The sequence below is a fragment of the Polynucleobacter sp. JS-Polo-80-F4 genome (genome assembly GCF_018881965.1).
Classification (GTDB): Bacteria; Pseudomonadota; Gammaproteobacteria; order Burkholderiales; family Burkholderiaceae; genus Polynucleobacter.
The window spans coordinates 273108-298378 of the sequence record NZ_JACVPI010000001.1 but is presented as its reverse complement, the minus strand read 5'-3'; the positions used below and the strand labels follow the sequence as shown (position 1 = coordinate 298378).

At 44.0% G+C, this 25271-nt stretch carries 32 protein-coding genes; 19 read left to right on the top strand and 13 right to left on the bottom strand.

The annotated features are described in order from the left end of the window. Positions 1-129 precede the first annotated feature (129 nt). A complete protein-coding gene (locus ICN20_RS01430) occupies positions 130-507 on the top strand; it encodes a hypothetical protein (protein ID WP_216237769.1) in 378 nt (125 codons plus the stop codon). 8 nt (positions 508-515) lie between these two features. Here ICN20_RS01430 and ICN20_RS01425 read toward each other — a convergent pair whose 3' ends face one another. Continuing rightward, positions 516-734 (bottom strand): hypothetical protein, encoded by a 219-nt coding sequence (locus ICN20_RS01425; RefSeq protein ID WP_216237768.1) that lies wholly within the window; start codon positions 732-734, stop codon positions 516-518. Between the two features lie 192 nt (positions 735-926). Continuing rightward, positions 927-1277, bottom strand: coding sequence for an HNH endonuclease (locus tag ICN20_RS01420; RefSeq protein WP_216237767.1), 351 nt, complete (start codon positions 1275-1277; stop codon positions 927-929). A 41-nt stretch (positions 1278-1318) separates the two neighbouring features. On the opposite strand from ICN20_RS01420, the gene ICN20_RS01415 reads away from it, so the two are divergent. The 5 genes from ICN20_RS01415 to ICN20_RS01395 all read left to right on the top strand — a co-directional run bounded on the left by ICN20_RS01415 (position 1319) and on the right by ICN20_RS01395 (position 4346). Continuing rightward, entirely contained in the window at positions 1319-1588 is a 270-nt protein-coding gene (locus ICN20_RS01415) for a TIGR03643 family protein (protein WP_216237766.1), read from the top strand. Then, the gene (locus ICN20_RS01410; RefSeq protein WP_216237765.1) at positions 1585-3132 is read left to right on the top strand and encodes a cryptochrome/photolyase family protein; all 1548 of its coding nucleotides are present in this window, start codon (positions 1585-1587) and stop codon (positions 3130-3132) included. Before ICN20_RS01415 ends, ICN20_RS01410 begins: the two co-directional genes overlap by 4 nt. A gap of 5 nt (positions 3133-3137) precedes the next feature. After that, the gene (locus tag ICN20_RS01405; RefSeq protein ID WP_216237764.1) at positions 3138-3296 is read left to right on the top strand and encodes a DUF2256 domain-containing protein; all 159 of its coding nucleotides are present in this window, start codon (positions 3138-3140) and stop codon (positions 3294-3296) included. 93 nt (positions 3297-3389) lie between these two features. After that, positions 3390-3713, top strand: coding sequence for a hypothetical protein (locus tag ICN20_RS01400; RefSeq protein ID WP_216237763.1), 324 nt, complete (start codon positions 3390-3392; stop codon positions 3711-3713). After that, complete coding sequence (locus ICN20_RS01395; protein WP_370624515.1) at positions 3714-4346, top strand: glutathione S-transferase; 633 nt, start codon at positions 3714-3716, stop codon at positions 4344-4346. It begins immediately after the preceding gene. Between the two features lie 6 nt (positions 4347-4352). Here ICN20_RS01395 and ICN20_RS01390 read toward each other — a convergent pair whose 3' ends face one another. Together ICN20_RS01390 and ICN20_RS01385 are read right to left on the bottom strand one after the other, a co-directional pair. Beyond that, positions 4353-5171 (bottom strand): DUF6671 family protein, encoded by an 819-nt coding sequence (locus ICN20_RS01390; protein ID WP_216237762.1) that lies wholly within the window; start codon positions 5169-5171, stop codon positions 4353-4355. Positions 5172-5224: 53 nt separating this feature from the next. Then, a complete protein-coding gene (locus ICN20_RS01385) occupies positions 5225-6193 on the bottom strand; it encodes a sodium-dependent bicarbonate transport family permease (protein ID WP_216237761.1) in 969 nt (322 codons plus the stop codon). Between the two features lie 179 nt (positions 6194-6372). Between ICN20_RS01385 and ICN20_RS01380 the strand changes: the two genes are divergently transcribed. Continuing rightward, complete coding sequence (locus ICN20_RS01380; protein WP_216237760.1) at positions 6373-7566, top strand: CaiB/BaiF CoA-transferase family protein; 1194 nt, start codon at positions 6373-6375, stop codon at positions 7564-7566. 15 nt (positions 7567-7581) lie between these two features. Continuing rightward, complete coding sequence (locus tag ICN20_RS01375) at positions 7582-8517, top strand: hydroxymethylglutaryl-CoA lyase (protein ID WP_216237759.1); 936 nt, start codon at positions 7582-7584, stop codon at positions 8515-8517. 93 nt (positions 8518-8610) lie between these two features. Here the strand turns inward: ICN20_RS01375 and ICN20_RS01370 are convergent, their stop codons facing one another. After that, positions 8611-8955 carry a hypothetical protein gene (locus ICN20_RS01370; protein ID WP_216237758.1) on the bottom strand — a complete coding sequence of 115 codons (345 nt, stop codon included), beginning with the start codon at positions 8953-8955 and terminating at the stop codon, positions 8611-8613. Between the two features lie 212 nt (positions 8956-9167). Here ICN20_RS01370 and ICN20_RS01365 point away from each other — a divergent pair, with 212 nt between their 5' ends. After that, the gene (locus ICN20_RS01365; protein WP_216237757.1) at positions 9168-9329 is read left to right on the top strand and encodes a hypothetical protein; all 162 of its coding nucleotides are present in this window, start codon (positions 9168-9170) and stop codon (positions 9327-9329) included. Between the two features lie 168 nt (positions 9330-9497). Here the strand turns inward: ICN20_RS01365 and ICN20_RS01360 are convergent, their stop codons facing one another. From ICN20_RS01360 to ICN20_RS01350, 3 genes are all read right to left on the bottom strand, one after another. Next, complete coding sequence (locus ICN20_RS01360) at positions 9498-10199, bottom strand: outer membrane protein (RefSeq protein ID WP_216237756.1); 702 nt, start codon at positions 10197-10199, stop codon at positions 9498-9500. 21 nt (positions 10200-10220) lie between these two features. Beyond that, positions 10221-11618 (bottom strand): hybrid sensor histidine kinase/response regulator, encoded by a 1398-nt coding sequence (locus ICN20_RS01355; RefSeq protein WP_216237755.1) that lies wholly within the window; start codon positions 11616-11618, stop codon positions 10221-10223. Positions 11619-11981: 363 nt separating this feature from the next. Continuing rightward, positions 11982-12575, bottom strand: coding sequence for a response regulator transcription factor (locus ICN20_RS01350; RefSeq protein ID WP_216237754.1), 594 nt, complete (start codon positions 12573-12575; stop codon positions 11982-11984). Between the two features lie 285 nt (positions 12576-12860). Here ICN20_RS01350 and ICN20_RS01345 point away from each other — a divergent pair, with 285 nt between their 5' ends. The 5 genes from ICN20_RS01345 to ICN20_RS01325 all read left to right on the top strand — a co-directional run bounded on the left by ICN20_RS01345 (position 12861) and on the right by ICN20_RS01325 (position 15965). Beyond that, positions 12861-13187 carry a hypothetical protein gene (locus ICN20_RS01345; RefSeq protein ID WP_216237753.1) on the top strand — a complete coding sequence of 109 codons (327 nt, stop codon included), beginning with the start codon at positions 12861-12863 and terminating at the stop codon, positions 13185-13187. 41 nt (positions 13188-13228) lie between these two features. Continuing rightward, positions 13229-13561, top strand: coding sequence for a winged helix-turn-helix domain-containing protein (locus ICN20_RS01340; protein ID WP_216237752.1), 333 nt, complete (start codon positions 13229-13231; stop codon positions 13559-13561). 186 nt (positions 13562-13747) lie between these two features. Continuing rightward, positions 13748-14089: a hypothetical protein gene (locus tag ICN20_RS01335; protein WP_216237751.1), complete on the top strand. Its 342-nt coding sequence runs from the start codon at positions 13748-13750 to the stop codon at positions 14087-14089. Between the two features lie 147 nt (positions 14090-14236). Beyond that, complete coding sequence (locus ICN20_RS01330) at positions 14237-14638, top strand: hypothetical protein (protein WP_216237749.1); 402 nt, start codon at positions 14237-14239, stop codon at positions 14636-14638. Between the two features lie 13 nt (positions 14639-14651). Then, on the top strand, positions 14652-15965 hold the full coding sequence (locus tag ICN20_RS01325) for a ClC family H(+)/Cl(-) exchange transporter (protein WP_216237748.1): 1314 nt from the start codon (positions 14652-14654) through the stop codon (positions 15963-15965). Between the two features lie 24 nt (positions 15966-15989). Here ICN20_RS01325 and ICN20_RS01320 read toward each other — a convergent pair whose 3' ends face one another. The 5 genes from ICN20_RS01320 to ICN20_RS01300 form a co-directional block, all read right to left on the bottom strand. Beyond that, a complete protein-coding gene (locus tag ICN20_RS01320) occupies positions 15990-16703 on the bottom strand; it encodes a S1/P1 nuclease (RefSeq protein WP_216237746.1) in 714 nt (237 codons plus the stop codon). 130 nt (positions 16704-16833) lie between these two features. Further along, positions 16834-17487 (bottom strand): maleylacetoacetate isomerase, encoded by a 654-nt coding sequence (gene maiA, locus ICN20_RS01315; RefSeq protein WP_216237744.1) that lies wholly within the window; start codon positions 17485-17487, stop codon positions 16834-16836. A gap of 14 nt (positions 17488-17501) precedes the next feature. After that, positions 17502-18287 (bottom strand): alpha/beta fold hydrolase, encoded by a 786-nt coding sequence (locus ICN20_RS01310; RefSeq protein WP_216237742.1) that lies wholly within the window; start codon positions 18285-18287, stop codon positions 17502-17504. A gap of 40 nt (positions 18288-18327) precedes the next feature. Beyond that, positions 18328-19848, bottom strand: a complete 1521-nt coding sequence (locus tag ICN20_RS01305; RefSeq protein ID WP_216237734.1) for an aldehyde dehydrogenase — start codon at positions 19846-19848, stop codon at positions 18328-18330. Between the two features lie 28 nt (positions 19849-19876). Next, the gene (locus tag ICN20_RS01300; protein WP_255534601.1) at positions 19877-20593 is read right to left on the bottom strand and encodes a GntR family transcriptional regulator; all 717 of its coding nucleotides are present in this window, start codon (positions 20591-20593) and stop codon (positions 19877-19879) included. Positions 20594-20766: 173 nt separating this feature from the next. Between ICN20_RS01300 and ICN20_RS01295 the strand changes: the two genes are divergently transcribed. Genes ICN20_RS01295 through ICN20_RS01275 form a run of 5 tightly spaced genes read left to right on the top strand, consistent with a single transcriptional unit; the run spans position 20767 to position 25270 of the window. Beyond that, complete coding sequence (locus ICN20_RS01295) at positions 20767-22014, top strand: ABC transporter substrate-binding protein (RefSeq protein WP_216237731.1); 1248 nt, start codon at positions 20767-20769, stop codon at positions 22012-22014. Between the two features lie 10 nt (positions 22015-22024). Further along, positions 22025-22885: a branched-chain amino acid ABC transporter permease gene (locus tag ICN20_RS01290; RefSeq protein WP_216237728.1), complete on the top strand. Its 861-nt coding sequence runs from the start codon at positions 22025-22027 to the stop codon at positions 22883-22885. After that, a complete protein-coding gene (locus ICN20_RS01285) occupies positions 22882-23817 on the top strand; it encodes a branched-chain amino acid ABC transporter permease (protein ID WP_255534600.1) in 936 nt (311 codons plus the stop codon). Before ICN20_RS01290 ends, ICN20_RS01285 begins: the two co-directional genes overlap by 4 nt. A gap of 3 nt (positions 23818-23820) precedes the next feature. Continuing rightward, positions 23821-24561, top strand: a complete 741-nt coding sequence (locus ICN20_RS01280; protein WP_216237727.1) for an ABC transporter ATP-binding protein — start codon at positions 23821-23823, stop codon at positions 24559-24561. Further along, entirely contained in the window at positions 24551-25270 is a 720-nt protein-coding gene (locus ICN20_RS01275; RefSeq protein ID WP_255534599.1) for an ABC transporter ATP-binding protein, read from the top strand. The genes ICN20_RS01280 and ICN20_RS01275 overlap by 11 nt, the downstream gene beginning before the upstream one ends. Position 25271: the final 1 nt, after the last annotated feature.

Below are 25271 nucleotides of genomic sequence, written 5' to 3'. Positions count from 1 at the left end.
ATGAATCACACTTTAGTGAGGCTCGGGTGTAAGATGATTTTCAGGTGCTTGAGTGAGATGGGGTCATTTAGCGGTAAGGCTTGAATCCCCAACGCACTTTGATGAACCCCATATCGACGAGGTGAATTAATGAAGACATATCCGATTGCCCTGGAATTAACTGTTTGGGAGGATCTTGGCCTTAATCAATATGAAGTGACGATCGATGGGGTCTCCAAAATTTCTATCAAACGCACGGATGACGTGCTGCGTACGCGAGAGCTAACAGGTAACGAGGTCAGCACGCTCATTGCTGCGATTGAATCATTAAGAGTGCCTGTTAGCGAGGAGCCCAAAAGCGGCGAACGCACCAAACCCACGACAAGCTATGAGCTCATCGTTGAGTCCGCGCATTTCTCTTTAGAGTTCAACTGGGAGGATGTTGATACGGTTGGTGAGAATGCAAAAGCATTCACATCTGTTTCCGGATTGGCTGCCGTAGTAGTGAGTCTAGATTTAGCACATTAAATTCTGGCCTAAGCCTCCATCACAATAAACTCGCCTAGCGATACTCTTTCTCTAAATTGCGAGAAGGAAAAAAGGGCCTTTATCTTCCGAGTATTAATCACTTCAATCTTGCCATCTGGTGTGAGATTGGCAAGATAGTCTCCCTCTGGAAAAAGGGCCTCAGGAACGCTTTCTGTCTCCAGTATTTGAGCTGGTAAAACCAGGCTTTTGGTAATTTTGATGCGCATGACTTATCTTAAGTTTTAATAATTAGAACGATATTGTGTTTTGCACAAGCTCAAAATCCTATGCACCAATTAGGGGTTTTATTGGAAAATCTTCATAGGCCTTCAGTTAGAGACCTTTAAGGCAAGCATTCAAGCCTGAGGCCATATTCGTGCACTGAAGCGGTGCCAGGAAATATTGCGGCCTTGAACCTTTTATTTGCCCGATCTTAAAAGAGCGCTTTTTCGAGTCTTTTCATAAAATGCATCCGGTTTTGAAGATACCCATTGAATAAATTTCTTCATTTCCGAATGCTCTCTCAAAAGTTGAGCATCATGATATTTCTGGGCCAGTTCTGTTTCGGTAAAGAGGGCATGAATTTGCTTGTGGCAAATACGGTGAAGATATTCAGTCGTCTTCCCACCCTTTGATTTTGGTATGAGATGGTGGGCATCCTTTTGCGAGTTTGGTATTACTCGATCACAAATCGGACAGATGAGCGCCTTAGCCGGTTTGGATACAGGCTGATCCAATTCAATCAGTTTTTGGCGAATTTTTCCAATCATGGGCTCAAGCTAGTTTATTAAATAAGTCTTAAACTTGCAGAGTGCCAAAACTTAGCCCCAAAACCCTCGCTGAACCAGATTTATCTCGCCTTATTGAAATGGCCTGGGAGGATCGCACGCCATTTGATGCCATTGAGAAAACCTTCGGCCTGGGTGAGCCCCAAGTGATTGCGATTATGCGTAAAGAGCTTAAGCGAAGTTCCTTTGAACTTTGGCGCAAGAGGGTAACTGGCCGCGCCACTAAGCATAGCGCCTTACGTAGCGAAGATGTCACCAGGGCTTATTGCCCCACCCAATATAAAAATAAATGAAGCAGCAATTGAAGTCTTCTGGACGTTTGGTTCTGATTTTGGGGGATCAGCTAGATTTAAACAGCGCAGCATTGCGAGGTATTGACCCCAAGGTTGATGAAATCATCATGATTGAATCCGCCAATGAGGCGCAGTACGTTTGGACTCATAAAGCAAAAATTGCCTTATTTCTCTCGGCCATGCGTCACTTTGCAAAGGCGATTGAAAAGCTAGGCTACCCACTGACTTACATTAAAGACTCTCCACTATCGATTGTTGAGACTCTTAAAGAGCGCATGCTGAAGAAGAATGTAAAGCGCTTAGTTTGTATCGAACCAGGTGAATGGCGTTTAAAACAGGCAATTGAAACATTGGCTACTGAGCTCAACATTGAGCTGGAGATGCTTGAGGATGACCATTTCTATTGCTCTCGCCAAGAGTTTGTTGAGTGGGTTGCTAATAAAAAAGAGCTTCGGCTTGAGTATTTCTACCGCTTGATGCGCAAGCGGCACAATATCTTAGTAGATGGCGAAGGTAACCCTGTGGGTGGTCAATGGAACTTTGACCAAGATAATCGCAAGCCTTATCCCAAAAAAGGGCCGGGCATTATTGACGCTCCCGCTGCATTTGAGGCCGATGCAATTACGCAAGAGGTGCTGACATTTGTAGCTACAACTTATCCAGATCACCCTGGATCACTGGAGTCATTTCATTGGCCAGTGACTAGAGAGCAAGCCGTGCAAGCGCTCGAGTACTTTGTTGAGTATCGCTTGAGAAACTTTGGCGTATATCAAGATGCTATGTGGACCGAGACTCCATTTGGATGGCATTCTATTTTGTCTAGTGCTCTGAACCTCAAATTGTTAAATCCCCGCGAGGTAGTCGATGCAGTCATCGTTGCTTGGAAAAAGTATTCTTTAGATCTTTCGACCGTTGAAGGCTTCATCCGGCAAATTTTGGGATGGCGTGAGTTTGTGCGTGGCATGTATTACCTCGATATGCCTCAGATGGCGCAGGATAATTATTACGAACACCAGAATCGATTACCCAAATGGTATTGGACTGGTCAAACTCAGATGGCCTGTATGAAAGATGCGATTGGCCAAACACTGCAATATGGCTATGCACATCACATCCAGCGCTTAATGGTGACAGGAAACTTTGCACTCTTAGCGGAAATTCTGCCTCAGGAAGTGTGTGAGTGGTATTTGGCAATCTACGTAGACGCGATTGAGTGGGTTGAGCTGCCCAACACTGCAGGCATGGCTTTATTTGCGAATGGCGGTCGATTTACCAGTAAGCCCTATATAGCCAGTGGCGCCTATATTAAGAGGATGAGCAATTATTGCGGCTCTTGTAAATATAAGCCTGAGGTGCGTTATGGAGATGAGGCTTGCCCTATGACTACTTTGTATTGGAATTTTCTGATTAAGCATCGCGAGCAATTTGAGGGCAGCCCGAGAACCAGGTTAATGACTGCCAACCTCAAAAGAATCAGTGATGAAGATCAACGAGAAATAACGCTCCATGCTAAACATATTCTGAATCAATTGGATGATCTCTAGAAGAAATGAAAACATCATTTAAGGGAAATAAAAGTTTTCTACCAAGCAAGATTTGCGTGGTCTGCAAAAAAGAAATGACTTGGAGAAAATCCTGGGAAAAAAATTGGGAATCTATTAAATACTGTTCGGATGCTTGTAGGGCTAAAAAGACCCCTAAGGATTAGCTAAAAAGTATTTAATTGGATGACGTCAACCCGCTGTAAGCCTAACCCGTTATGTAAGAAAGGACAGTGTTCCTTTATGACTGGGAGGTCTGTATGAAGAAGATTCTGGTTTGCTTGCTAACAGGGGTAATGCTTGCTGGACTGGCTACATCAGCCAGTGCTCATGGCGGTAGAGGCGGTTACTACTATTACGGTGGTCATGGTGGTGGTTGGCGAGGCGGCTGGGCCCCCTTTGCAGTAGGCGCAGTTGCTGGAGTTGCTGTAGCTAATGCGTATTACAGGCCTGCCCATGTTTATTACGCGCCACAGTATGCCTATCCGCCGCAACCTCAAACGGCTGCTTATTGTCCAGAGAATGGGCTTTACTATCCACAGACTCAAGCTTGTCCTAGCGGCTGGCAAAGAGTGAGCTATTAATTGCCATTGAAGATCAGCAGTCATTTGAAACCTATTTTGTATTCTTATCGCCGGTGTCCCTATGCAATGAGGGCGCGTATGGCCCTGAAGTATGCCGGCATTGTTATTGAACATCGTGAGATTGAGTTGCGCAACAAGCCGCAATCGATGTTGCAGGCATCACCCAAGGGAACTGTTCCAGTGCTTTGTCTTGATGATGTGGTGCTAGATCAAAGTCTAGACATCATGCATTGGGCTATCAAGCAATCTGATCCATATGGCTGGAAAAATGTGGATGATGAAATTGCTCAAGCTTGGATTGATAAAAATGACGGTCGATTTAAAACCTTATTAGATCAATATAAATATCCCAATCGATTTCCGGAGATGGAGCCAGAAGCAGTTCTCGATGAGGCGTTGCAAATGATGCTGATGCCTATGGAAACTGCCTTGCAACATTCTCAATACTTGCTGGGAGAAAAAATAAGCTGGGTGGATGTCGCCATCTTTCCATTTATTAGGCAGTTTTCAATGGTTGACGCAAAAAGGTTTGAGGAGTTTCCCATTCCTGCAGTAAACAAATGGCTTACTCAGCATCTAGACTCTGAATTATTTAATACCGTAATGCAGAAGCATCCAGTTTGGTTGGATTAGAGTTCCCTAGGGATTGCAGTGATGACACTTTGATGGATCTGCAAGCTTGAACACTTTCATTCCCTCAGTAAGTTCATGGTCACATTTGAGGCAACCCCAGATTTTGGCAATCTCTTGATCAGTTGCTAGTCCGCAGGCGTTGCACGGTAGACCGCGCTTTACATCTTTAACCCAAAAGCCAGGTGTTTGACATTGAGGGCATAAAGAATTCATCTTGCTGGCAAGATCAATCGCAGCCCTACGAATATTTTCCATTCTAGTGGGGTTTGCAAATGCTCTTAAATCATTCTCTACATAAATAATACCTTTTGAGGACAAGCCTTTTGCCCATTCAAAAGCTTCCTTTAGTTCAGAAAGATCTTTGATGCCTTTTCTAGACTGGGGATGATACTCATCAGTAGGTTTAATCACTAAATAGTGTGACGGAAAGAGTGCGCTATCAGCAAATTTTTCTAGCTCTTCCCAGTGACTAATATATGTATTGTCGTTTTGTGCTGGACCACTAGCAAACCCAGTGATTTCTAATTGATGCTTTTGGTCGATTAACACTAGTAATTCATTATTCCAGGGAATCATTCCAGAATGAGGGTCATTTACAAATGCACCTTCGTTAGCGATGCCCAAGTCAAGCTTCAGAAGATCCATCCCAATTGAAGCTTTCTTGCGTACGGCGTCTAATTGAGAGCCATATCGAGGGGTCTCTTGTGTAAAGGTGCCCAAAAGATCGGTGTCGTATGCATCTGTTTGATGTAAGCGACATCCAACTTGCGTATTGAGCACTTCAGCAATAACCTTTTCCTTGCCATGCTTGGTCAACAAGCTCACTGATCGATTGGAAAAGATGCCCATTTTCTGAAGAACTTATAGAGGTTGAATTTCTACAGAAATTGTTTTGCTATCAGGGTGTACAGCGGAATGCCCAAAATAATGTTGAATGGGAATGTAATTCCTAAGGACATGCCCATATACAGAGCAGGATTTACCTCAGGTAGCGCATGACGCAGTACTGCTGGCACCGCAATATATGATGCGCTAGAGGCAAGCACCATCAACAAAATAGTATTGCCTAATGGAAGTCCAATCAATTTGCAAAGCACAAGCGCTAACAGTGCATGTGACAGCGGCGATCCAATAGCGTATAGCAAAGTAATGGGCGGCTTGCCCTTTAAACCTTTGAAGTTTCTGGCGGCCATCAGTCCCATGTCTAGCAAGAAAAAGGCCAGCATCCCTTTAAATAAATCAATAGAGAATGGCGCCATGAGTTTTTGCCCTGAGTCGCCGCTAATGAGTGCAACTGCCATAGATCCCAGCAATAGTAATTGCGCACCATCGGTAAAAGACTCATGCAATATTTTGGTAATACCTGCTGGCTCTTGCTTAGATGTTGAATCCGTTGCCATAGATGCTCTTGCCTTATTGGCCAGAACTATTGCCAGAATGATTGCAGGCGATTCCATGAGTGCCATGGCAGCTGCCATGTGGCCACCATAGGTGATATTGAATTGATCTAAGTACTGAGTGGCGGTAATAAAGGTAACGGCACTCACTGAACCATAGGTTGCTGCAATTGCTGCGGCATCAAAAGCGCTCAATTTTCTTCGTAAGATCCAGTACCCAATAATGGGAATGATGGTGGCAAGGAAGACTGCCAATCCCAGGGAGAATGCAATTTCACTAGTGAACCCAGATTTATGAAGTGCAAAACCACCTTTCAGTCCTAAAGCCATCAATAAATAGAGCGATAGAAACCGAGAAATTTGTGGAGGAATTTCTAGATTGGATTTAACTAATCCTGAAAATACCCCAAAGATAAAAAATAGTATGGCGGGGTCAAGGAAATTGGTCATAAGATCATTCTATGTCTTGCTAAGGATTTATTCTTATCCCCACGGTTTATGGGTAAATGAACCCTCCATTGCTGAGCGATTGCCCGCCCCCACAGAATAAGTGGGATAGGTCTTAAAATGGCAACTAAAGCCCTAATAAATTAGGTTAACGGGGCATCAATGCATATTTGGGGGAAGCAATGGAGCCTTTGGCTAAGCTAAAAGTTGTGGAAATGGGGCAACTCATTGCTGGACCATTTGCCGCTAAAACATTGGCTGATTTTGGAGCGGATGTTATCAAGATCGAGCCGCCTAAGGTTGGTGATGCCCTGCGCAAATGGAGACTATTAAAAGATGGCACATCCATTTGGTGGCAAGTGCAATCACGCAACAAACGATCCCTCTCATTAGACTTAAGAGAAGCTGAAGCTCAAGAGATTGTCAGAACCTTAGTAAAGGAAGCAGACGTATTAATTGAAAACTTCCGCCCTGGAACTTTAGAGGGCTGGGGCCTTGATCCAGAAAAATTACTGGAGCTCAATCCAAAGTTAATTGTTCTGCGTATCAGTGGTTATGGTCAGACTGGTCCATACAGAGATAAACCTGGATTTGGAGTCGTTGCTGAAGCCATGGGTGGCTTACGTCATCTCACTGCGGAACCTGGCAGAGTGCCAGTGCGTGTGGGTATCAGTATTGGTGACACCTTAGCCTCTTTGCATGGTGTGATTGGTATCCTGCTAGCTCTGCAAGAGCGACACAATAGTGGCAAGGGCCAAATCATTGATATTGCTTTGTATGAAGCTGTCTTTAACTGTATGGAAAGCTTACTTCCTGAATACAGTGCATTTGGTGAAGTGCGCCAAGCAGCAGGCAGCGCCTTACCAGGGATTGCACCAACGAATGCCTACCAGTGTGCTGATGGTGGATATGTACTAGTTGCAGGCAATGGCGACAGTATTTTCAAGCGTCTCATGACAGTGATTGGGCGCGATGATTTAGGGAATGATCCTCAATTAGAGAATAACGATGGTCGGGTTAAGCGAGTAGTAGAGCTTGATCAAGCGATTGGTGAGTGGACTAAAACAGTTAGCACTACAAAGGCTGTAGAGATGTTGGATGCAGCTGCTGTACCAGCAGGCCGTATTTATACCGTTGCTGATATCGCTAGCGATCCACACTATAAGGCTAGAGAAAACATTCAGACTATTCAGATGCAAGATGGCAGCAAGGTAGATGTACCTGGTGTGATCCCCAAGCTGTCACGTACTCCAGGTTCCATTAAGACGCTGGCTCCAGATATTGGCCAGAACACCGATGAGATCTTAAAGAGCATTGGCTTAAGTGATGATCAGGTCGCCTCTTTAAAAGAGCGTGGAATTGCATTTACTAGATAAATAATAGAGAACCCTATGAGCAGAATTTATTTCAATGATGTAGTGATGAGGGATGGCTTTCAGATTGAAGCCAATTTTGTACCAACGGACGATAAGGTGAAGTTGGTTGATGAGCTTAGTCAATGTGGTTTTGCCAAAATTGAGGTGACCTCCTTTACCTCCCCTAAAGCGATTCCAATGCTGTGGGATGCCGAAGAAGTCATGGGGCGCATTAAGCGAGTTCCTGGAGTGGAATATACCGTACTGGTTCCCAATTTAAGAGGCGCCGAGCGCGCCTTTGAGTCTAAAGCTGATGAATTCAACCTCGTGATGTCCACCTCAGAGACCCATAACTTAGCCAACCTGAGAATGGGTAGAGAAAAGAGCTTCGCAGGATTGGCTGAAGTCATTCAGTTTGTTGATGGCAGAACGCCTATCAATGTTTCCTTATCTACATGCTTTGGCTGCCCTATGGAGGGTGAGGTTCCGCAAGCAGTGGTAGAGGGATTCGCACAGCGCTTTGCTGATCTGGGTGTAAGAGGTCTAACGATTTGCGATACAACAGGCATGGCAAATCCAGATCAAGTGAAAAAGATGAGTGAGGTCTTACAAAAACGCTTTCCAAGCCTACAGCTCACTATGCACTTTCATAACACCAGAGGAATGGGTTTAGCTAATGTACTGGCCGCAGTGCAATCTGGCATTGTGCGCTTTGATGGTTCATTGGGCGGCTTAGGTGGTTGTCCATACGCTCCTGGAGCAAGCGGCAATATATCCAGTGAAGATGCGATCCATATGCTCGATGCTATGGGTTATGACACCGGCATGAATATTCCAAAGCTATTGCAGTTAGCAAGGGAGCTGCCGGCAATAGTTGGGCATGAAGTGCCGGGTCAGGTAGCTAAGGCAGGTAGCACCTACACACTGCATCCAGAGCCAAACTACGTAGATGAATTACGTCGCGCTCAATGAGTGAGGGGTGATTAGTGGTGACTTCCTCAAGCTTAAAAGCCACCCCCAGGGTAGCTTTTGACTAATGCAATATATTCGAGAGATGCGGTCTATTTATGAACTGCAACGACCATCTTTAATATTGTTGGAAGCAACTGTGAAATTATTTGGATCAAGATAGGGGCTTCCTAAAGCCTTGATTGATTGCTTGTGTAAGAAAAAATGCTTCCATGTATCACCAGTTTTGGTATTCGTTACCACGATGCAGCGGTTTTCTTTCAGTTGACTCTTAATCTCCACATAATTCATCCCGAATAGATTACAAGTGCGCGTCATGATGTCTGGAGAGTTTTTTATAGATTTTTTCCAGATTGAGATGCCATCGCATTCACTTGGTTCATAAGCCTGAGCTTGATTCATGAGAGCAAATAGGGCGAGCACTAAAAATATCTTCTTCATAAACCAAGCCTCCTCAATGAGTTGTGAATGTTATGAAGAATACGTTCAGAGATGATTTAGAGATATAAAACTTTAGCTCTATTGCCGTAATAATTTCGACTAGTACTTTAGCTCTAAGAGAGTCAATTTCTATATTTTTATGGGGATTTATGAATTACTATTCTCTCGGCTAAAAAATTAGCTTTCATTTTTAATTCATATGGGGAAGTAACGTGGGAAAAATTAGTACAAATTTAATCGTGGCTGTATTTGCGTTCTTGATCGGCTTGGCAAGCGCTTCAGCTTTTAATAAATTCAACACAGATGATCAAGCCCATGCAATGCAAAGCGTACATTCTGATGCGATGGGTAATGTGAGATCGATGCAAGACTAATACTTTAGCTCTAGATCCCAGATAATTCTGATTCAAATTTAGCCACTGCCAAATTTAATGGGTTATAAAGTAGATTCCTAACTATTCAAATTTCCATGACAGATCTTTGAATATTCATACCACCCCTAGGGGTGGTATTTTTTTTATCTTCGCTAGAGGGTGCGGCCTTTAGAAATGGTAGCCAACACCAAAGATAAAGTCATATCCAGTTGCATCGGCAGTAGATTTAACGATAGCACCGCTATCCGTAACCACGGTGACTGCTTTTGCTCTATTGACTGCGTAATTACCCTCTCCAAAAAAGTAGATGGATTCGGTAATTAATTGCTTATACCCTAGCCCATAAACAGTTCCGTTGACCCGGGTGGATTGTTGAGGATAGTCTGGGGAGCTGGCATTCAGTGTGGATCCTGCGTAACCTATCTTTGCGTAGACTAAATGAGATTTATTAATGACATACCCAGGGAGTAGGGAGAAGCTAAAAATATTGGAAACATCGTATGTGCCATATTTGACGGATGGGCCGTAAGGTGTATTTGTAACTAGCGTTGAGCCCACTGATCTTGAGTGACCAGGGTATAAAGATGCTCCTATTCCTAAAATATAGTTTTCGGTAATTCCAAAGTTATAGCCTAATCCTATATTGGCAGCAGGACCATTTGCATGATTTGCAGTTGCTGTATTGGGGAGCGTGTTATTGCCAATAGACGTTGTGCCACTAGCGCTTTTCGGAATATAGCTCGCATAGCCAAGGAGACCTATCTGACCATAGGCACCTACCCATGGATTCAGCTGAGAGTCAGCATCAGCATTGAATGAAAATAATGAGAGCAGTAGAGCCGCAATATAGCGAAATTTAATGCTTTGCATGGGTATCTCCTAGATTTAATATTATTTTTTTAAAAGTTTTTTGATTGCGTCAACAATTTCGCTATAGCCAATTGGCTTATAGAGCATGTCAATGCTTAATTCTCTAAATAATTGAATGTGCTGAGGGGATGTATCAGCAGTAATAATGATGGCAGGAATTTCTATGCCAAAGCTATCACGGAGCTGCTGAATAATGAGATCCCCTGTGGTGGTTTCAAGACGGTAATCACTCAAAATACAATCAATACGATTAATGTTTGCCAGCTGACTCATTAGCTCCTGACTATTTTCAGAGAGAGAAAGAACATTGAATCCATTTTGAGTCAAGGCATGTTTATAAGCATTAAAAATGGTGTGATCATCTTCAAAGACTGCGATCGTTTTTGCTTCCAAAAGAACGTCTTGAGATCCAAAGCTATGTTGAGAAGAATCATCAACTAGTATTTCAATATGGTCTGGCAGGGTAGAGGTCGCATAGGGCGTTTGAAGGCTAAAGGTAGTGCCTGACCCGAGTGTAGATTGCACGGAAAGTTCTGTATTTGAAATTTTGCAGAGTCTTTTGACAATTGAAAGACCTAGCCCAAGTCCATCATGCATATTACGAGTGCTATCTACCCTAAAGAATTCATCAAAAATTTTATCTAGTAGGGTTGAGTCGATTCCACAACCTGTATCTTCAATCGTCACGTGCAAACAATCGTTTTTCGAGACCAGATTAACTCGAACAGCCCCTGATGCGGTGTATTGAATTGCATTGGATATTAAGTTGCCAAGCAGTTGCTGTAGCAAAAACTTATCCCCATTGACGCCTATATTCATAAAATCAAACTGGAGTATTAAATTCTTGCTAGCTGCAATTGGAGTAAAGGTATTGGATAAGAAGCCAACCACCTCGATGAGCTCAAATGACTTTTCGAGCTTGCTTGATGAGCCTGCATCGAGTTTGCTTAAATCCAATAGGGACTTAAACATGGAGTTAAGGGTCTGTATGCTTTTTCTGATCTGAAGGAAATTAATCTTTTCTTTCTGACTGAGTTTATTGGGCTCGAATAAATCTAGGTAGATATTGACAGCATGGAGCGGCTGCCTTAAGTCGTGGCTGGCAGTAGCAATAAACTTCGATTTGGCAAGATTTGCTTCAATTGCAGTATTGCGCTCGTATTCAAGTTCCTTATTTAAGGACTGGTTCTGAATTTGTAGGCTGACTGTTTGTACCCAAGACTTTGAAAAATAGGAAGCCATCTTAATGGTGTAAAGAAAGAATGCGAAATTGCCTAATTGAATAGGCCAAGGGAACATCACCGGAGGAAGAATAGATGCAAGAAATTGGCAGCTGAAGATCGGAAGTGCAAAGCATAGAACCGATGAGCGATTAACGGAGTAGCCATATAAGCCTACGAACACCGCTGTTGAGCTCATTAATAAATAGATGCATTGCAAACTAAAAGGTAAAGCAGTAGCAATTATTAGCCACCCAAGTCCCCAGCAAGCGGTTACTGAAACGACACCCAGATTTAGGTTTAATATTTTTGTTTTGGTTGTAAGTTTTGGATCTTTATTCCTTGTAAAGATCATGTAGGCTCTAAATATTACGCATGTGATCATTGCCGCTAACCAGATGGCAAGATTGAGCTGGGGCGTCTCCTGAAAAATCAGAATTGCCGTAAATAGTGGGCCAATGATTGTGCCTGCGGTATTGGTCCGCGAGGCTGTTTCAAGAAACTTATACTTTTCTTCTAACAACAATTCATTGTTGTCTTGTATAGAGAAGGTATCCATGCTCTATACCCAGCCGTTTTCTTTGGCTTTGATAACAGCTTGCGTCCTATTAAATACCTTTATCTTCTTAAAGATCTCGCCTAAATGAACCTTTACTGTCTGTTCGCTGATATTGAGGGAGTACGCAATCATCTTATTGGAGTCACCATTGGAGATATGGCTCAGAATTTGTTTTTGTCTATCGGTGAGTTGAGTGGGCTCGGACTCATTAGAGCTAACTCCCATCAAATCGCACAGACTTTGATAAATGAACGATGTATCGCTACTCTTTGGTATGAAGATGCTGCAACCCGCATCAATACACTCTTGTGCCAAGCTTTCTTTTTCAAGTCCTGAAATTGCGGCAATGGCGACAATGTCCTCGCACTTTTTAAACTCTTGAATACCAAAGAGCTGGTTTTCTGAATCCGGGATTAGTAGGTCTAAAAGAATGATCCATCTCGACTTTTTAGAGCGGACTATATTGAGGCCCTCTTTAATCGAGTTTGCTGAAAATACTTGAGTTCCGCAGGAAAAGAATTTTCGTGTAAGAAACTGATGTAATGCATCCCTGTAGACCGGATGATCGTCGACGATCAACAATGACACGGGATGCATGTAAGTCCTTATTTTTACTTTATTTAATGCTTATATTGGGAGGAATTATTATGTCATTTGTATCACGATTTCTACTAGTACTTTAGCTCTAGGGCTAATATTGACCAAGATCAATAATTTGGTTTCAACCTTCAATTAAAGGGTCTATTTAAGGGGTTTCGATAAATGCGCACTATCGAGATCCTCGAGAAATTCATGACAGATACGTGACTAGAGCTAAAGTGCTATGGCTCTCAAATAAGGATGTACTTAGGATGGGCTAAGTTCATTTTTTGGAGGTCTGTTATGTCCTTTACTTCATTTTGCGGTCGTCATCCCCTAGCCACTCTGTTGACCTTCTCCCTCTTAGTTTGCGGTTCAGCCGCTCTTGCAGGAACAAGGATTCAGTTAAGTGTTGATGACTCAGTTCAGGCAAATTCCAAGAATCCCCATCAGATTCCTGCGCACATGGATCCTAAGTCAGAAAGTCTGGCAGATGAGATTCGACTCATTAAATATGAGGTTAACGAAGTGATAGCTGAGGTTGAAGAGTCAATCCATAGTGTCGCGATGCGAGATCTACGTGGGCAATCACAACCTACACTTGATTACACAACTGGCACATCAAACTAAAGTTATATACGCATCACTAAATTTTTTTCCTAGATTAATTTATGAATGCTTCCTTATCAATATTTGAATCGCTCGGTCATGAGACAAGATTCAAAGTTTTTGAGTCTATCTATCGCTCTGGAAAAGTGGGGATTAGACCTAAAAATATAATTGATGAATTTGGATTTGACTCAGGAACGTTGGACTTTCATTTAAAAAAACTGGTTGCTGCCAAGTTGATTTGCTTGAAAGAGGGTGGTCGCAGGGGTGTTTACTGCGTTTGTGACAACATTCCTCAGTGGCTAGCTCAGGCCTTTGAATCCAGCAACGTTAATCACGCGCTATTAGCGGGTGAATTTTCCTCCTCTATCCCCAAGTCCGGGTTGCTTCATTAGAGTCTGCTAGCTCGGTTTCAGAGCCGAGAGCACTGGACCCAAAAGACCTCAAGAATGACCTTGGGGCTTATAAAGACATCAAGATCTCAGGATCAGCTTCGCTTAACGTTATGATGTTTATGCAACCAGGGGATGGGCTATCTCCTGTGTAGCGCTTTTAACTATTTTTTTAAATTAGGCTGATCAATGTTTAAAGAAAAAAGCATTATTTTTGGTCGCAGACTGTCTGAGTCATTTCCGGCTTGTTTGTTTGTAATGGTCAAGGGTGATCTGAGTGTCCTGACCCTTGGTCATTGGGAAATAGCCTTGAGGACGGGCTTATTAACAGCCAGCGTTATGGTTGCGCTATCCTTTTTTGAAAGCAGGAAGTGGCTACATAATCGCTACACAACTGGAGCTTTAACTGGTTTAGCTACAGTAGCTGCTGACTATATTACGCATACAGCCTCCTTCACAGGGGAAGCACTTGTAACAGGGGTGGCTGCAGCAATTTTATGTGTGCTCTATTCTTTTGTCGTTAAGGAATAAATTTTCATATACAGCATGCAACATATAGCTCTGAAATCATTCAAGCCACCTAAGGGTGGCTTTTGTATATCAAGCAGATCGTTTGCGTCGCTTGAGATTGGTTAAACTGATATTTCGTTTTCGAACTCACTACAAAAAGATAAAGCTATGAAGTATTTGTTAACTCTAGTTTCCGCAGCCCTATTACTCGGTCCATTACCAGTCTATGCTGACCCCTTTATTTATCAGTGCCAAGTGATGAGTGATGCTTTTATTAAAGCCGATGGATCTCTGGACGTTTTGCAAGATAGCCCAAGAATCGGGCAGAAATTTACTGTCATGAAGAAAACTGGCGATGTGATTGGGGATGTTATGGATTCCCTTAAAAATCCTAAAATACTTTCAGCGGGTAGTGAGAAAAATTCCTATAAAGTACTTTGGCAGCAGAAGTCTTCAGATAAAAGTAGGCTATATGTTGATTACTTAAATATCGATGAATTTGTAAAGGGAATGCAGAAGCCCTTTGGTTTCTTTTCAGGCAGCTTGCTTCTAACTGGAATTTGTGAATAGTGACTGGTCAAGAGTGAATCGCATCCAATCTGAAGACTCCGGTGAGTTACCACTCGACACCTTGAGGGTGTTGGTGGTGGCTGCTGTCGCAGGGGCCTTGGTTGGAATAGTAGGGGGTGCTTTTAGAGCTGCGCTCAATTTCATCACCGGCCACTTTCTCTCTTTTTCTGCCTATCTTCACCGTATCGATGGTGAATGGTTCGTTCCCGGCTTTATCGTGATCGGACTGATTACTAGTATCTGCGTGGGAATTGCTCGGATGATGGTTAAGCTCGAACCCACAACAATCGGCAGTGGTATCCAGCACGTAGAGGCAGTGATGCATGGAGTAGCCAAACCCAGCCCCTTCAGGGCTTTACCAATTAAATTCTTTGGTGGTTTGCTGTCGATTGGATCAGGCATGGCCCTGGGTAGGGAGGGTCCAACGGTGCAAATGGCTGCCATTATTGGTTCTGAATGTGGGAAATTAACCCGCCTTAAAGTCGTTGAGCAATCGCTGCTGTATACAGCCGTTGCTGGTGCAGGATTATCAGTTGCTTTTAATGCACCACTCTCTGGAATTGCATTCTCATTTGAAGAAATATCTAAAAAAATCTCCATTAAGAGACTAATGGTGTCATTTGCTGCGGTAACTTCAGGAATGATTGTTTTCCGTAGTTACTTTGGAAATTCAACTGAATTTGTGGTTGGGGATCTATTGCCAGACTCAAGCATCAGCCTATATTTTTATATTATCTTTTCGGTATTGCTCAGTTTCCTAGCCACTCTATATAGCCGAACAATTATTGGCGCTTTAAATATCTCCGATGCATTTACTGCCATTTCTCCAGTGAATAAGGCAACGATCATCGGTTTTGGGGTCGGTACACTCGCTTATTTTTATCCAAAGTTGGTGGGCGGGGGAGACTTGCAAGTTCAATCACTCTTGAGCGAAGAATATTTTTTACTACCTCTGATGTTGCTGATGATCGGGCGCTTCTTTCTTGGCCCGATCAGCTATTCCACTGGGGTTCCAGGCGGAATTTTTTCACCAATCCTATTGATGGGCTCGGGTATTGGAGTGTTGTTTGTGCTGGCTATCAATCCCTTGTTGAGCCATATGGCATTAGGCCAACTAGACCCTATTTCATTTGCCTTGGTAGGTATGGCTGCATTTTTTACGGTAGTAGTCAGGGCGCCCCTTACCGGAATTTTGCTAGCTATAGAAATGAGCGGCAAAGTTGGCTTAATGATTCCCTTGTTGATAGCTAGCGTTATCTGCACCATCATTCCTGTCTTGCTAAAACAAGAGCCGATCTACGATGCGCTAAGGGATAGGACAGCTTAATGCCTTCGTCGCAATCATTTTGGCCTACTGAAAAGTAGTATTTAGCAAACGCGCCAGGCGCTCACCCGCAAGCTTCAACCTATCCTTCAGAACTGGGGTGTAGTGGTTTATGTACTGCTGATCAACAACTCGCGTTGGATAGAAGTTGTTTTCATGAGCGATATTGCAAGACTCTGCAGCTGCAGTAAGCGGCTCTATATTGAAGTCATTTCTAGGATTCGCCTTATTTGACATTAAATCTATAGCAAGTACATTCGTTGGGGCATTGAAGTGCTTAATCAGACCAGAATCCCACAGTGCATGCAAATTGGTGCTTTTTCCAAAGGCTTGAACTTGGTATGTATTGCCACCTTTATCTCCCCTGTATCCTGCATGTAGGGGTTGGTGGATATCGCCCATAAAGTGCACAACATATTTCAGGGCAAGCAGTCTTTTTTCATCCGACTCCTTTGATCCCAAAACTTGTGTCTGTTGCTGCAAAGCTGCAATCACACAATCTCCATTGGGGCAGTCTCGCTCAGGTACATATAAACAAGAGTCTTTGGGGAAATTGACGTAATGCCAGCGAGCGGTAATCTTGGTTGCATGCTCATCTGGCCAAGTAGAGATGCTTACTAAAGAAGAGCCGGGCTCTAGGCTTAATAATTTACTAATTTCAGCTTTTGCTTTGGGTGATAGTTGAGATTGGGCAATTTGAGCCACTACCTGATGCCCTTCAACTCCCCATGCAAATGCCATCTTTAGAAAAATGCACTGAAGGGAGACGACAAGGATTGCTTTAATTAGAGGGACTATTTTCCGCATGGATCTAATGTAGCATCTCGACTACTTTTCTGCTTCTGGGATTAGAAGTATGCGCTGGTTTTGCTTAGTTTAATTTTGGTGCGCCTGGCTGCTTGAGGGGATGTGCATCTGCGAAGCTAGAAATCTTCATGCAGTTTTCAAAGATGCCATTCAGGGTGGGGGCGGTCCTCATATCCACATTAAATAGCTTTGCGCCAATGACATGTGAGGCTAAAGCGATATCAGCAATCGTTACTTCATTGCCAAATGAGTAGGTATTCGACTTGCCTAACTTAATGAGCGTGTTTTCAATTGCCTCATTGCCTTTAGTAAACCAATGTTGTGCCCACTTTGTTTGAGCTGCCTCGTCAAGGCCCCATTCTTGGTTCAGAAAGTTTCTGACTCTGGGAATAATGAGCGGGTGGGTATCAGCGATAGTGATTAAAGCTAGGGCCTTAACTTCGGCCTTATCGATAGGTTTGCTAGGAATGAGTTTTGGGCTGGGCCAAATATCTTCTATGTACTCCAGAATAGCCAGAGACTGAACGATTTCATGATCATCATGCTTGAGAAGAGGAACCACATGCTGTGGATTGAGTGAGCTATATGCTTCTCCAAATTGCTCACCACCAGCCAAGTTGATGGATATCTCTTCAAAAGGAATTCCTTTGAGGTTTAGGGCAACCCTCACGCGATAAGCCGCTAGGGACCGCCAGAATCCGTAAAGGGTGACGCTCATGCAGTAAGACTCATTTAGGCGTTAATGAAGTCGCGAATAGCGTTCATAAAGACTGCTGGAGCCTGTAACTGAGGAACGTGTGCCAAGCCTGGCAAGATATTTAATGTGGCATTTGGCAAGCCAGCATGAAGCTCTACTGACATTGCTGAAGGTGTGGCCTCATCCAGTTCGCCAACCAGAACTAATACTGGCTGACTTACTGTAGATAACTGATCTCTAATATCGAGAGTAGAGAGGGCGGCACATGCACCATGGAAAGTTTCAGTATCAAGGGCTAAGAAACGTTTCTTTCTTTCTGCAACGAGAGTTGGGTTCTGCTCTTGGAACTCTGGAGCAAATAAGCGGCGCATTGCTACATCCGCAATAGCTTCCAAACCTTTTTCTTTGGCGGCACCAGACATTCCCTTGAAAGCCGCGCGACCTGGCTCAGAGAACATGGCACCACAATCCGCCAACACCAAGCGTGAGGCCAGTTGTGGGTGACGAATACTGGTAATTAAAGCGATGAAGCCGCCGTAACCATTACCTAAGAAGATGGGTTTTTCAGAAAGGTGCAGAGATTCAATGGCTTTAGCAATGTGGTCGGCAATCGTGTTGAGATCACCACCTACAAAGTCAGAGCCTTCAAAGCCAGGCAGGTTGAGTGAGATCACTTCATGGGTTTTGACCAAGTCCGTTGCAAGAGGCGCAAAAGAACTGCTGTCAGCCAATAGAGAGTGAAACAAAATAATAGGTTTGCCAGAGCCTGAAATATCCAAGCTCAATTTTTTATTGTCGATGGTTAACGTTTTATTTGTCATATGAATGTATTTTCCTTGCTCTCTAATGGAAGACGAGTAATTAGTTAAGACGTGGTTGGCTAGCGGTATCTTTGTACCAGTCAAATGGAGCATCATCCAAGCGAATCATGACGCTCTTAGTCTCAAAGTGTTGGTCAAAAGATTCGGTACCGCACTCTCGACCAATGCCAGAGTCCTTAATACCACCCCAAGGTGATGCAGGGTCTAAACGGTGATGATCATTTACCCAAACAATGCCACATTTGAGTTTGGCAGCAACGCGGTGAGCTCTAGTAACGTCGTTTGTACGAATAGCGCCTGCAAGACCAAATGGAGAGTCATTAGCCAATTCCAAGCCTTCTTCTTCGGTAGTAAATTTAGTTACCGATACGAATGGTCCAAATACTTCCTCTTGGAAAATGCGCATATTTCTAGTGACGTCAGCAAATACGGTTGGTTCAACAAAGAAGCCGTTCTGCAGGCTTGGATCAGTAGGTACTTTTCCACCGGCAACTAAACGGGCTTTGTCTTCATTCAAGCCAATATCGATGTACTTCAGAACGCGCTGCTGTTGACGTGCGGACACCACAGGCCCTAGTTGCACAGAAGCGTCAATTGGGTTGCCGATGCGAATGGATTTTGCTTTTGCTGCAAGCTTTTCAACAAACTCATCATAGATTTTTGCCTGAACAATTTGACGGCTGCCGCAAATACAGGTTTGTCCTGCCCCAATGAAGGCGCCAAACGCAGCATAGTTCACTGCTTGATCTACATTGAAATCATCAAATACGAGCACTGGTGTTTTGCCACCGAGCTCTAAAGTTTGATGGGCAAAGTTGCTGCCAGCCAATGCACCAGTAATACGTCCAGCTTCTGTGCCACCAGTCAGAACCCACTTAGCCAAACCAGGATGCTCAGCAAGCGCTTTGCCAGTGGATGGTCCAAGACCAGTAATCACATTAAATACTCCTGGAGGTAAACCGGCATCAACAAACAACTGTGCGAGACGCAATGTAGTTAAAGGAGTGTATTCGGAAGGCTTAACAACGGTAGTGCAACCAGATGCGAGGGTAGGAGCCAAGCTCTTCACCATAATCATCAATGGGTGATTGAATGGAGTGGAGTTGCCGACTACACCAATTGGAGTGCGCAGTGTGTAGTTCAGGTAGTTACCGTCTACTGGAATTACTGAATCGCGACGCGCAATTGCAAGACCAGCGTTGTAGCGGAAGAAATCTGGCAAGCGAGACACTTGGGCGCGAGTCTCGTTTAGTGAGCGTCCGTTATTAGCAGTTTCTAGTGTGTAGATTTCTTCTAAGTTTGCTTCAAAAACATCAGCAAGCTTATTAATGAGTTTTGCTCTTGTGCGATTGGACATGGCACTCCATTCGGAGCTAGCAAAGGCTTTAGCAGAGCTCTTCACAGCCTTATCAACGTCTGCGTCTGTCGCATGGGAGATTTGTGCAAGCATTTCACCGGTTGCTGGATTTAATACATCCAGCAATTCAGGTTGGGATGCAGGTACTTCTTTGCCATCAATGAATAATCCACGAATGGGGACTTGCTTATTAGATGTTGACATGATGATCCTTGTATAAAAATAATTTGAATTAATTAACAATCATTCCGCGTGATACTGCATTACTGACGCGCTTACCGGCGGCAAGCACATGCTGCTCAGCTAAACGCTGGGCAGCTTTAATAGATCTGGCCTGGACGATATCGATGATTTCGCGATGCTCTTCTACAAGTGCTTCTGGCTTGCCATGATTCATATTGCTCACGCTAATCTGCACAGCTCTTTCCATTAAATCGATGAGGTCAATGAGTTGATCGCGCATGCGGGGGTTGCCGCCTAGCTCAGCCATTTTTCTGTGAAAGGATTTGTTGTATCCCACAAATCCATCTTCCCATTGGCTTTCATCAAAGTGTTTGTATTGATCTAAGGCTTGTAACTGCTCATCACTCGCATGACGAATCACACGCTCAATATTGGCTCGCTCGAGGGCAGCACGCAAATGAAACATATCGAGCATGTCGGAGATAGAGACCGGAGCTACGCGATAGCCTTGGCGAGGGATAGTGATGACTAAACCCTCACGCTCCAAACTAATAAGTGCATCACGTACAGGAGATTTACTGACTTCAAAGCGTGCAGCTAATTCAGCCTCTCGAATCTCGGCGCCAGGCATCAATTGACACGACAAAATGTCGTGACGAAGCTCTTCGTACACTCTTTCGCGGAGTAGTCGACCGTCAATTTCTACGGGTTCTGTAATCGTGGATGCCATGGTTTCAGAGATATTAGGCTCTCTATAAATATTCATCGTAATATATCACAAGGCTTTAATAGAGTACCAGGTAATTTTATAAGTAATTGATTTATATGGATAAATAATAATTACAGAAAAATATTGCTTAAATTTAAATTTATTGTAGTATATCAACTAAGACATTAAAACAATTATTAAAAAGTACAAAACACCGTGAGGAGACAGTTATGTTGAAGAAGATCCACCTAAGGGCAGTAGCACTAGCAGTAACAGGTGCGCTATTGACTCCCGCAGCCTTTGCGGCCGATAAAGCGCCAATTCGGGTTGGCTTTCTGACTATCAAATCTGGCGCTCTTGCTGCCGGCGGCAAGCAGATGGAAGAGGCAATCAACCTCTTTATGAAAGAGCGTAACAACACGATTGCCGGCAGAAAGGTGGAGCTTTTTGTGGCCGATACTTCTGGTCAGCCAGCCGTTACTAAAACTAAAACACAAGAGCTAGTAGAAAAAGATAAGGTTCAAGTCATTATTGGACCTTTAGCTGCTTTTGAAGCGATTGCGGTTGACGACTACATCAAAAAAGTAGGCGTGCCTGTGATCTCACCATCCGCTGGTGCTGAAGATTTGACACAGCGTAAGCCAAACCCATGGTTTGTTCGTGGCGTTGGAAGCTCAGCTCAACCAAGTCATGCACTTGGTGAATACGCTGCTAAAGACCTCAAGTACAAGCGTATTGCCATCATTGCCGATGACTTTGCTTTTGGTCACGAGATTGCAGCCGGCTTCCAGAGAACATTTGAAGAAAACGGCGGCAAGGTAGTACAAAAGCTGTGGACTCCTTTGAACGTTGCAGACTACGGAACCTATATCGGTCAGATCAAGCCAAACGTTGACGCTGTATTTGCAGCCTTTGCTGGTGGTAACGGTGTGAAGTTTGTGAAGCAATACAGTGAGTACGGTTTAAAAGGAAAAATTCCCTTGCTCGGCGCAATGACTACAGTCGACGAAGGTATCTTGCCTTTCATGGGTGATGATGCACTGGGCGTGATTTCTACTGGTTGGTATTCAGCAAACCTCAATAACGCTGCTAATGCAAAGTTTGTAAAAGATTTCAACGCAACATATAAAAAGGATCCTGGCTACTATTCCATGGGTGCTTATGGCGCTGCATTGATGCTTGAGCAGGCATTAAAAGATGTCAAAGGCAATATTGAAGATAAGAATGCATTCATGGCTGCATTGCGTGCAGTGCAATTGCCAAATGACCCAAGAGGTAAGGTGACATTAGATGCATTGGGCAACCCAATTATGGATATCTATATCCGTAAGGTTGAGAAAAAAGACGGCAAGCTTTCTAACGTTGTGATTAAAACTTACCCAGCGGTTAGTCAGTTCTGGACTTATAAGGCAAAAGACTTCTTGGCTAACCCTGTTTATTCTAGAGATTATCCACCTGCGAACAATTTAGAAAACTGATTCGCTGCACATGTCTTTTTGGTTAATTCAGAGTCTTAATAGCCTTGCCCTAGGGGGAGTTCTTTTCACCCTAGCGGCAGGCTTTTCATTAATTTTCGGATTAATGCGCATTGCCAACCTCTCTCACGGCGCTTACTTCATGCTGGGCGCTTATGTTGGCTTAAGTGTGATTGAGGCAGGGCATTCATTCTTCTTGGCCGTATTAGCAGCCGCAATTGCTATTGGCTTATTAGGTATCGCAGTAGAAAGAGTGATCTTGCGCCGCCTAGCGGGTAATAGCTTGTCTCAAGTATTGGCTACCTTGGGTGTTGCCTTTGTCATCGCTGATTGCAGTCTTTGGTTTTGGGGTGGGGATCCCCGTCCTGTAGCGGCACCAAGCTTTCTTGCTGGTGGTGTTCAGATCCTGGGTCAAACCTTCCCCCTTTACCGAATCGCTTTAGTTGTTTTCAGTATTTTTGTTGCCCTTGGCTTATGGCTCTTGCTTGATAAAACCAAACTGGGTGTCATGATTCGCGCAAGTGTGGACGATCGCCAAATGGCGCAGGGTATTGGTGTGCCCGCTACCAAATTATTCTCCATTGTTTTCTGCTTGGGCGCGGCCTTGGCTGGAGTGGGGGGTATTGCTGCTGCTCCGATTTTGTCGGTTTATCCAGGCTTAGACGCAGACATGTTGCCTATCGCTTTAGTCGTCGTGATTCTGGGCGGCCTTGGGAGTTTGTTGGGTGCCTTTATTGGCAGCTTCTTGATTGGCTTTATCTATAGCTTTGGCCAAGCCCTGTTTCCAGATTTGGCTTACATCATTTTGTTTTTGCCGATGCTGATTATTTTGGCTGTTCGCCCACGTGGTTTGTTTGGAAAGATTAGCGCTTGAACCGCATTTTTTACATCGTCATGCTGGCTGTATTGCTTGCGCTCCCAATCATTCTTGGGGGCACGTACTACACCAATCTTGCAAGCCAAGTTCTGATTGCGGGCATTTTTGCCATGAGTCTCAACTTACTTGTCGGTTATGCCGGCCTCACTTCATTGGGTCATGCAGGTTACTTGGGCTTAGCGGCATACATTAGTAGTTGGTTAACGGTAAAGCTAGGCTGGAGTCATGCAAGTACTGCAGCGATTGCGATTGTGAGCACTACTGCCATCGCCGGTATCTTTGGCCTTATCGCCTTGCGCGCTACAGGAATTAGCTTCTTGATGATCATGCTGGCCTTCGGACAAATTCTTTGGGGTCTAGCGTATCGCTGGGCTAGCGTTACTGGTGGTGATAACGGCATCTCTGGCATTACCAGACCACATATTTTCGGATTAGATTTAGGGGAGGCAAGTTACTTTTACTACTTCACCCTTTTTGTATTTTTGCTGGTTTGGATTGCGATTGCAGTCTTAGTGCGCTCTCCTTTTGGTGCCACTATTCGTGGAACCAAAGATCAACCTCGTCGCATGAGCGCGCTTGGATTTAATGTCTGGTTGATTCGCTGGGTAACCTTCACTGCTTGTGGCTTCTTTGGCTCTATCGGTGGAATTATGTATGTCTACTACCATCAATTTATTAGCCCACATAGCCTTTCATTAGCAAACTCTGCCGAGATGCTCTTGATGGTGATTGCTGGTGGTGCCGGTACCTTGATGGGTCCAGTTATTGGTGCTGCATTAGTGATGTTGCTCAAGAACGTAGCAAGCCAATATGTTGATCACTGGGTGACCTTATTGGGCTTGGTATTTATTTTCATTGTGATGTTCATTCCAGGTGGCATTGTTGCTGGTTTTGATCGTATTAAAAATGCACTCAACTCAAACAAGTAAAAGATGAGTCCCCTTCTTCAAGTTTCCGATTTAAGCAAATCCTTTGGTGGCCTAAAAGTAACCAAAGGTGTTAATTTGACTGTGAATGCAGGAGAGAGACATCTATTGATTGGTCCAAATGGTGCCGGCAAGACAACACTGTTTAATCTCATCTCCGGTGACCTTCCTTCGGACTCTGGCTCCATTGTTCTTGCTGGAAAAAATGTCACTAAGTTACCAACTGCGAAACGTGCACAGCTTGATTTGGCTAGAACCTATCAAATTCTGACGCTCTTTGGTAAGGACAATTTAATTTCTAACGTGAAGTTAGCGTTATTAGGAAAAATGTCATTGCGCTGGAAATGCTGGGGATCTTTTTTATCCGAGGCGGACCTTGATCAAAAAGCATTAGCTGTTCTAGAAAAGGTAGGGCTTGGTGCTAAAGCTTATCTGCCTTTAGAGCAGACCTCTTATGGAGAGAAGCGTCGCCTAGAAATCGCCATGGCCTTAGCTCAAAACCCTAAAATCTTATTGCTCGACGAGCCGTTGGCTGGCCTGTCTACAGAAGAGCGTGAAACCATAACCGCATTGCTTCAGCAAATCGATCGCAACATTACTATCTTGATGATTGAGCATGACATGGCAGTTGCTTTAGCATTTGCTGACCGAGTCACGCTCTTGCATTACGGTGAAGTGATTACCAGTGGCACACGTCAAGAGGTCGTAAATGATCCGCGTACCAAGGAGATTTATCTTGGCCACTAATTCCATATTAAAAATTGAAGGCTTAAATGCCTTTTATGGTGATAGCCATATTCTGTATGACGTCTCATTCGAGTTAAAGAAAGATACTGTTTTAGCTCTATTGGGTAGAAACGGCGCAGGCAAGACTACTTGCATTAGCTCCATCATTGGATTTCTGTCTGGCAGAAGCGGTTTGATCGAGTTGGATGGCGTAGAGCTACAAAACCTGTCGCCCGAGAAAATTTGTCAGGCTGGTATCGGCATTGTTCCGCAAGGACGTCGCATTTTTCCAAGCCTGACCGTAAAAGAAAATTTAGATGTAGCGTATCAAGCGCCACGATCAGGCAGTTCTCGCCAGTGGAATCTTGAAGATGTGTTTCAGTTTTTCCCTCGTTTGAATGAGCGCAAGAATCAGATTGCAGGGAGCTTATCGGGTGGTGAGCAGCAGATGCTGGCCATCGGTAGGGCTTTGATGACCAACCCTAAGGTGCTGCTTTTGGATGAGCCCTCTGAAGGTTTGGCTCCGCAAATTGTTAAGGAGGTCGGCAATATTATTGCTACTCTCAAGCCATTCATCTCTATCGTGCTGGTCGAGCAAAACCTCAACCTTGCACTCAGTGTTGCGGATGACGTAGTGCTTCTAAATGGTGGCAAAGTCGTTTTTGCTGGTAGCAAAACCCTGTTCACTGAGAAGCAGCAAGAGCTACAAGCTCACCTGAGCGTGGAGTAAT

Excerpts from the sequence above, each read along its gene's own strand:
- ICN20_RS01405 (WP_216237764.1), top strand. The coding sequence starts at position 3,138 with ATGAAAACATCATTTAAGGGAAATAAAAGTTTTCTACCAAGCAAGATT.
- ICN20_RS01360 (WP_216237756.1), bottom strand. The coding sequence starts at position 10,199 with ATGCAAAGCATTAAATTTCGCTATATTGCGGCTCTACTGCTCTCATTA.
- ICN20_RS01370 (WP_216237758.1), bottom strand. The coding sequence starts at position 8,955 with ATGAAGAAGATATTTTTAGTGCTCGCCCTATTTGCTCTCATGAATCAA.
- ICN20_RS01300 (WP_255534601.1), bottom strand. The coding sequence starts at position 20,593 with ATGAATATTTATAGAGAGCCTAATATCTCTGAAACCATGGCATCCACG.
- ICN20_RS01310 (WP_216237742.1), bottom strand. The coding sequence starts at position 18,287 with ATGACAAATAAAACGTTAACCATCGACAATAAAAAATTGAGCTTGGAT.
- ICN20_RS01345 (WP_216237753.1), top strand. The coding sequence starts at position 12,861 with ATGTCCTTTACTTCATTTTGCGGTCGTCATCCCCTAGCCACTCTGTTG.
- ICN20_RS01425 (WP_216237768.1), bottom strand. The coding sequence starts at position 734 with ATGCGCATCAAAATTACCAAAAGCCTGGTTTTACCAGCTCAAATACTG.
- maiA (WP_216237744.1), bottom strand. The coding sequence starts at position 17,487 with ATGAGCGTCACCCTTTACGGATTCTGGCGGTCCCTAGCGGCTTATCGC.
- ICN20_RS01410 (WP_216237765.1), top strand. The coding sequence starts at position 1,585 with ATGAAGCAGCAATTGAAGTCTTCTGGACGTTTGGTTCTGATTTTGGGG.
- ICN20_RS01375 (WP_216237759.1), top strand. The coding sequence starts at position 7,582 with ATGAGCAGAATTTATTTCAATGATGTAGTGATGAGGGATGGCTTTCAG.
- ICN20_RS01355 (WP_216237755.1), bottom strand. The coding sequence starts at position 11,618 with ATGAGCTCAACAGCGGTGTTCGTAGGCTTATATGGCTACTCCGTTAAT.
- ICN20_RS01380 (WP_216237760.1), top strand. The coding sequence starts at position 6,373 with ATGGAGCCTTTGGCTAAGCTAAAAGTTGTGGAAATGGGGCAACTCATT.
- ICN20_RS01420 (WP_216237767.1), bottom strand. The coding sequence starts at position 1,277 with ATGATTGGAAAAATTCGCCAAAAACTGATTGAATTGGATCAGCCTGTA.
- ICN20_RS01320 (WP_216237746.1), bottom strand. The coding sequence starts at position 16,703 with ATGGCATTTGCATGGGGAGTTGAAGGGCATCAGGTAGTGGCTCAAATT.
- ICN20_RS01385 (WP_216237761.1), bottom strand. The coding sequence starts at position 6,193 with ATGACCAATTTCCTTGACCCCGCCATACTATTTTTTATCTTTGGGGTA.
- ICN20_RS01340 (WP_216237752.1), top strand. The coding sequence starts at position 13,229 with ATGAATGCTTCCTTATCAATATTTGAATCGCTCGGTCATGAGACAAGA.
- ICN20_RS01280 (WP_216237727.1), top strand. The coding sequence starts at position 23,821 with ATGAGTCCCCTTCTTCAAGTTTCCGATTTAAGCAAATCCTTTGGTGGC.
- ICN20_RS01335 (WP_216237751.1), top strand. The coding sequence starts at position 13,748 with ATGTTTAAAGAAAAAAGCATTATTTTTGGTCGCAGACTGTCTGAGTCA.
- ICN20_RS01430 (WP_216237769.1), top strand. The coding sequence starts at position 130 with ATGAAGACATATCCGATTGCCCTGGAATTAACTGTTTGGGAGGATCTT.
- ICN20_RS01400 (WP_216237763.1), top strand. The coding sequence starts at position 3,390 with ATGAAGAAGATTCTGGTTTGCTTGCTAACAGGGGTAATGCTTGCTGGA.
- ICN20_RS01305 (WP_216237734.1), bottom strand. The coding sequence starts at position 19,848 with ATGTCAACATCTAATAAGCAAGTCCCCATTCGTGGATTATTCATTGAT.
- ICN20_RS01330 (WP_216237749.1), top strand. The coding sequence starts at position 14,237 with ATGAAGTATTTGTTAACTCTAGTTTCCGCAGCCCTATTACTCGGTCCA.
- ICN20_RS01350 (WP_216237754.1), bottom strand. The coding sequence starts at position 12,575 with ATGCATCCCGTGTCATTGTTGATCGTCGACGATCATCCGGTCTACAGG.
- ICN20_RS01290 (WP_216237728.1), top strand. The coding sequence starts at position 22,025 with ATGTCTTTTTGGTTAATTCAGAGTCTTAATAGCCTTGCCCTAGGGGGA.
- ICN20_RS01295 (WP_216237731.1), top strand. The coding sequence starts at position 20,767 with ATGTTGAAGAAGATCCACCTAAGGGCAGTAGCACTAGCAGTAACAGGT.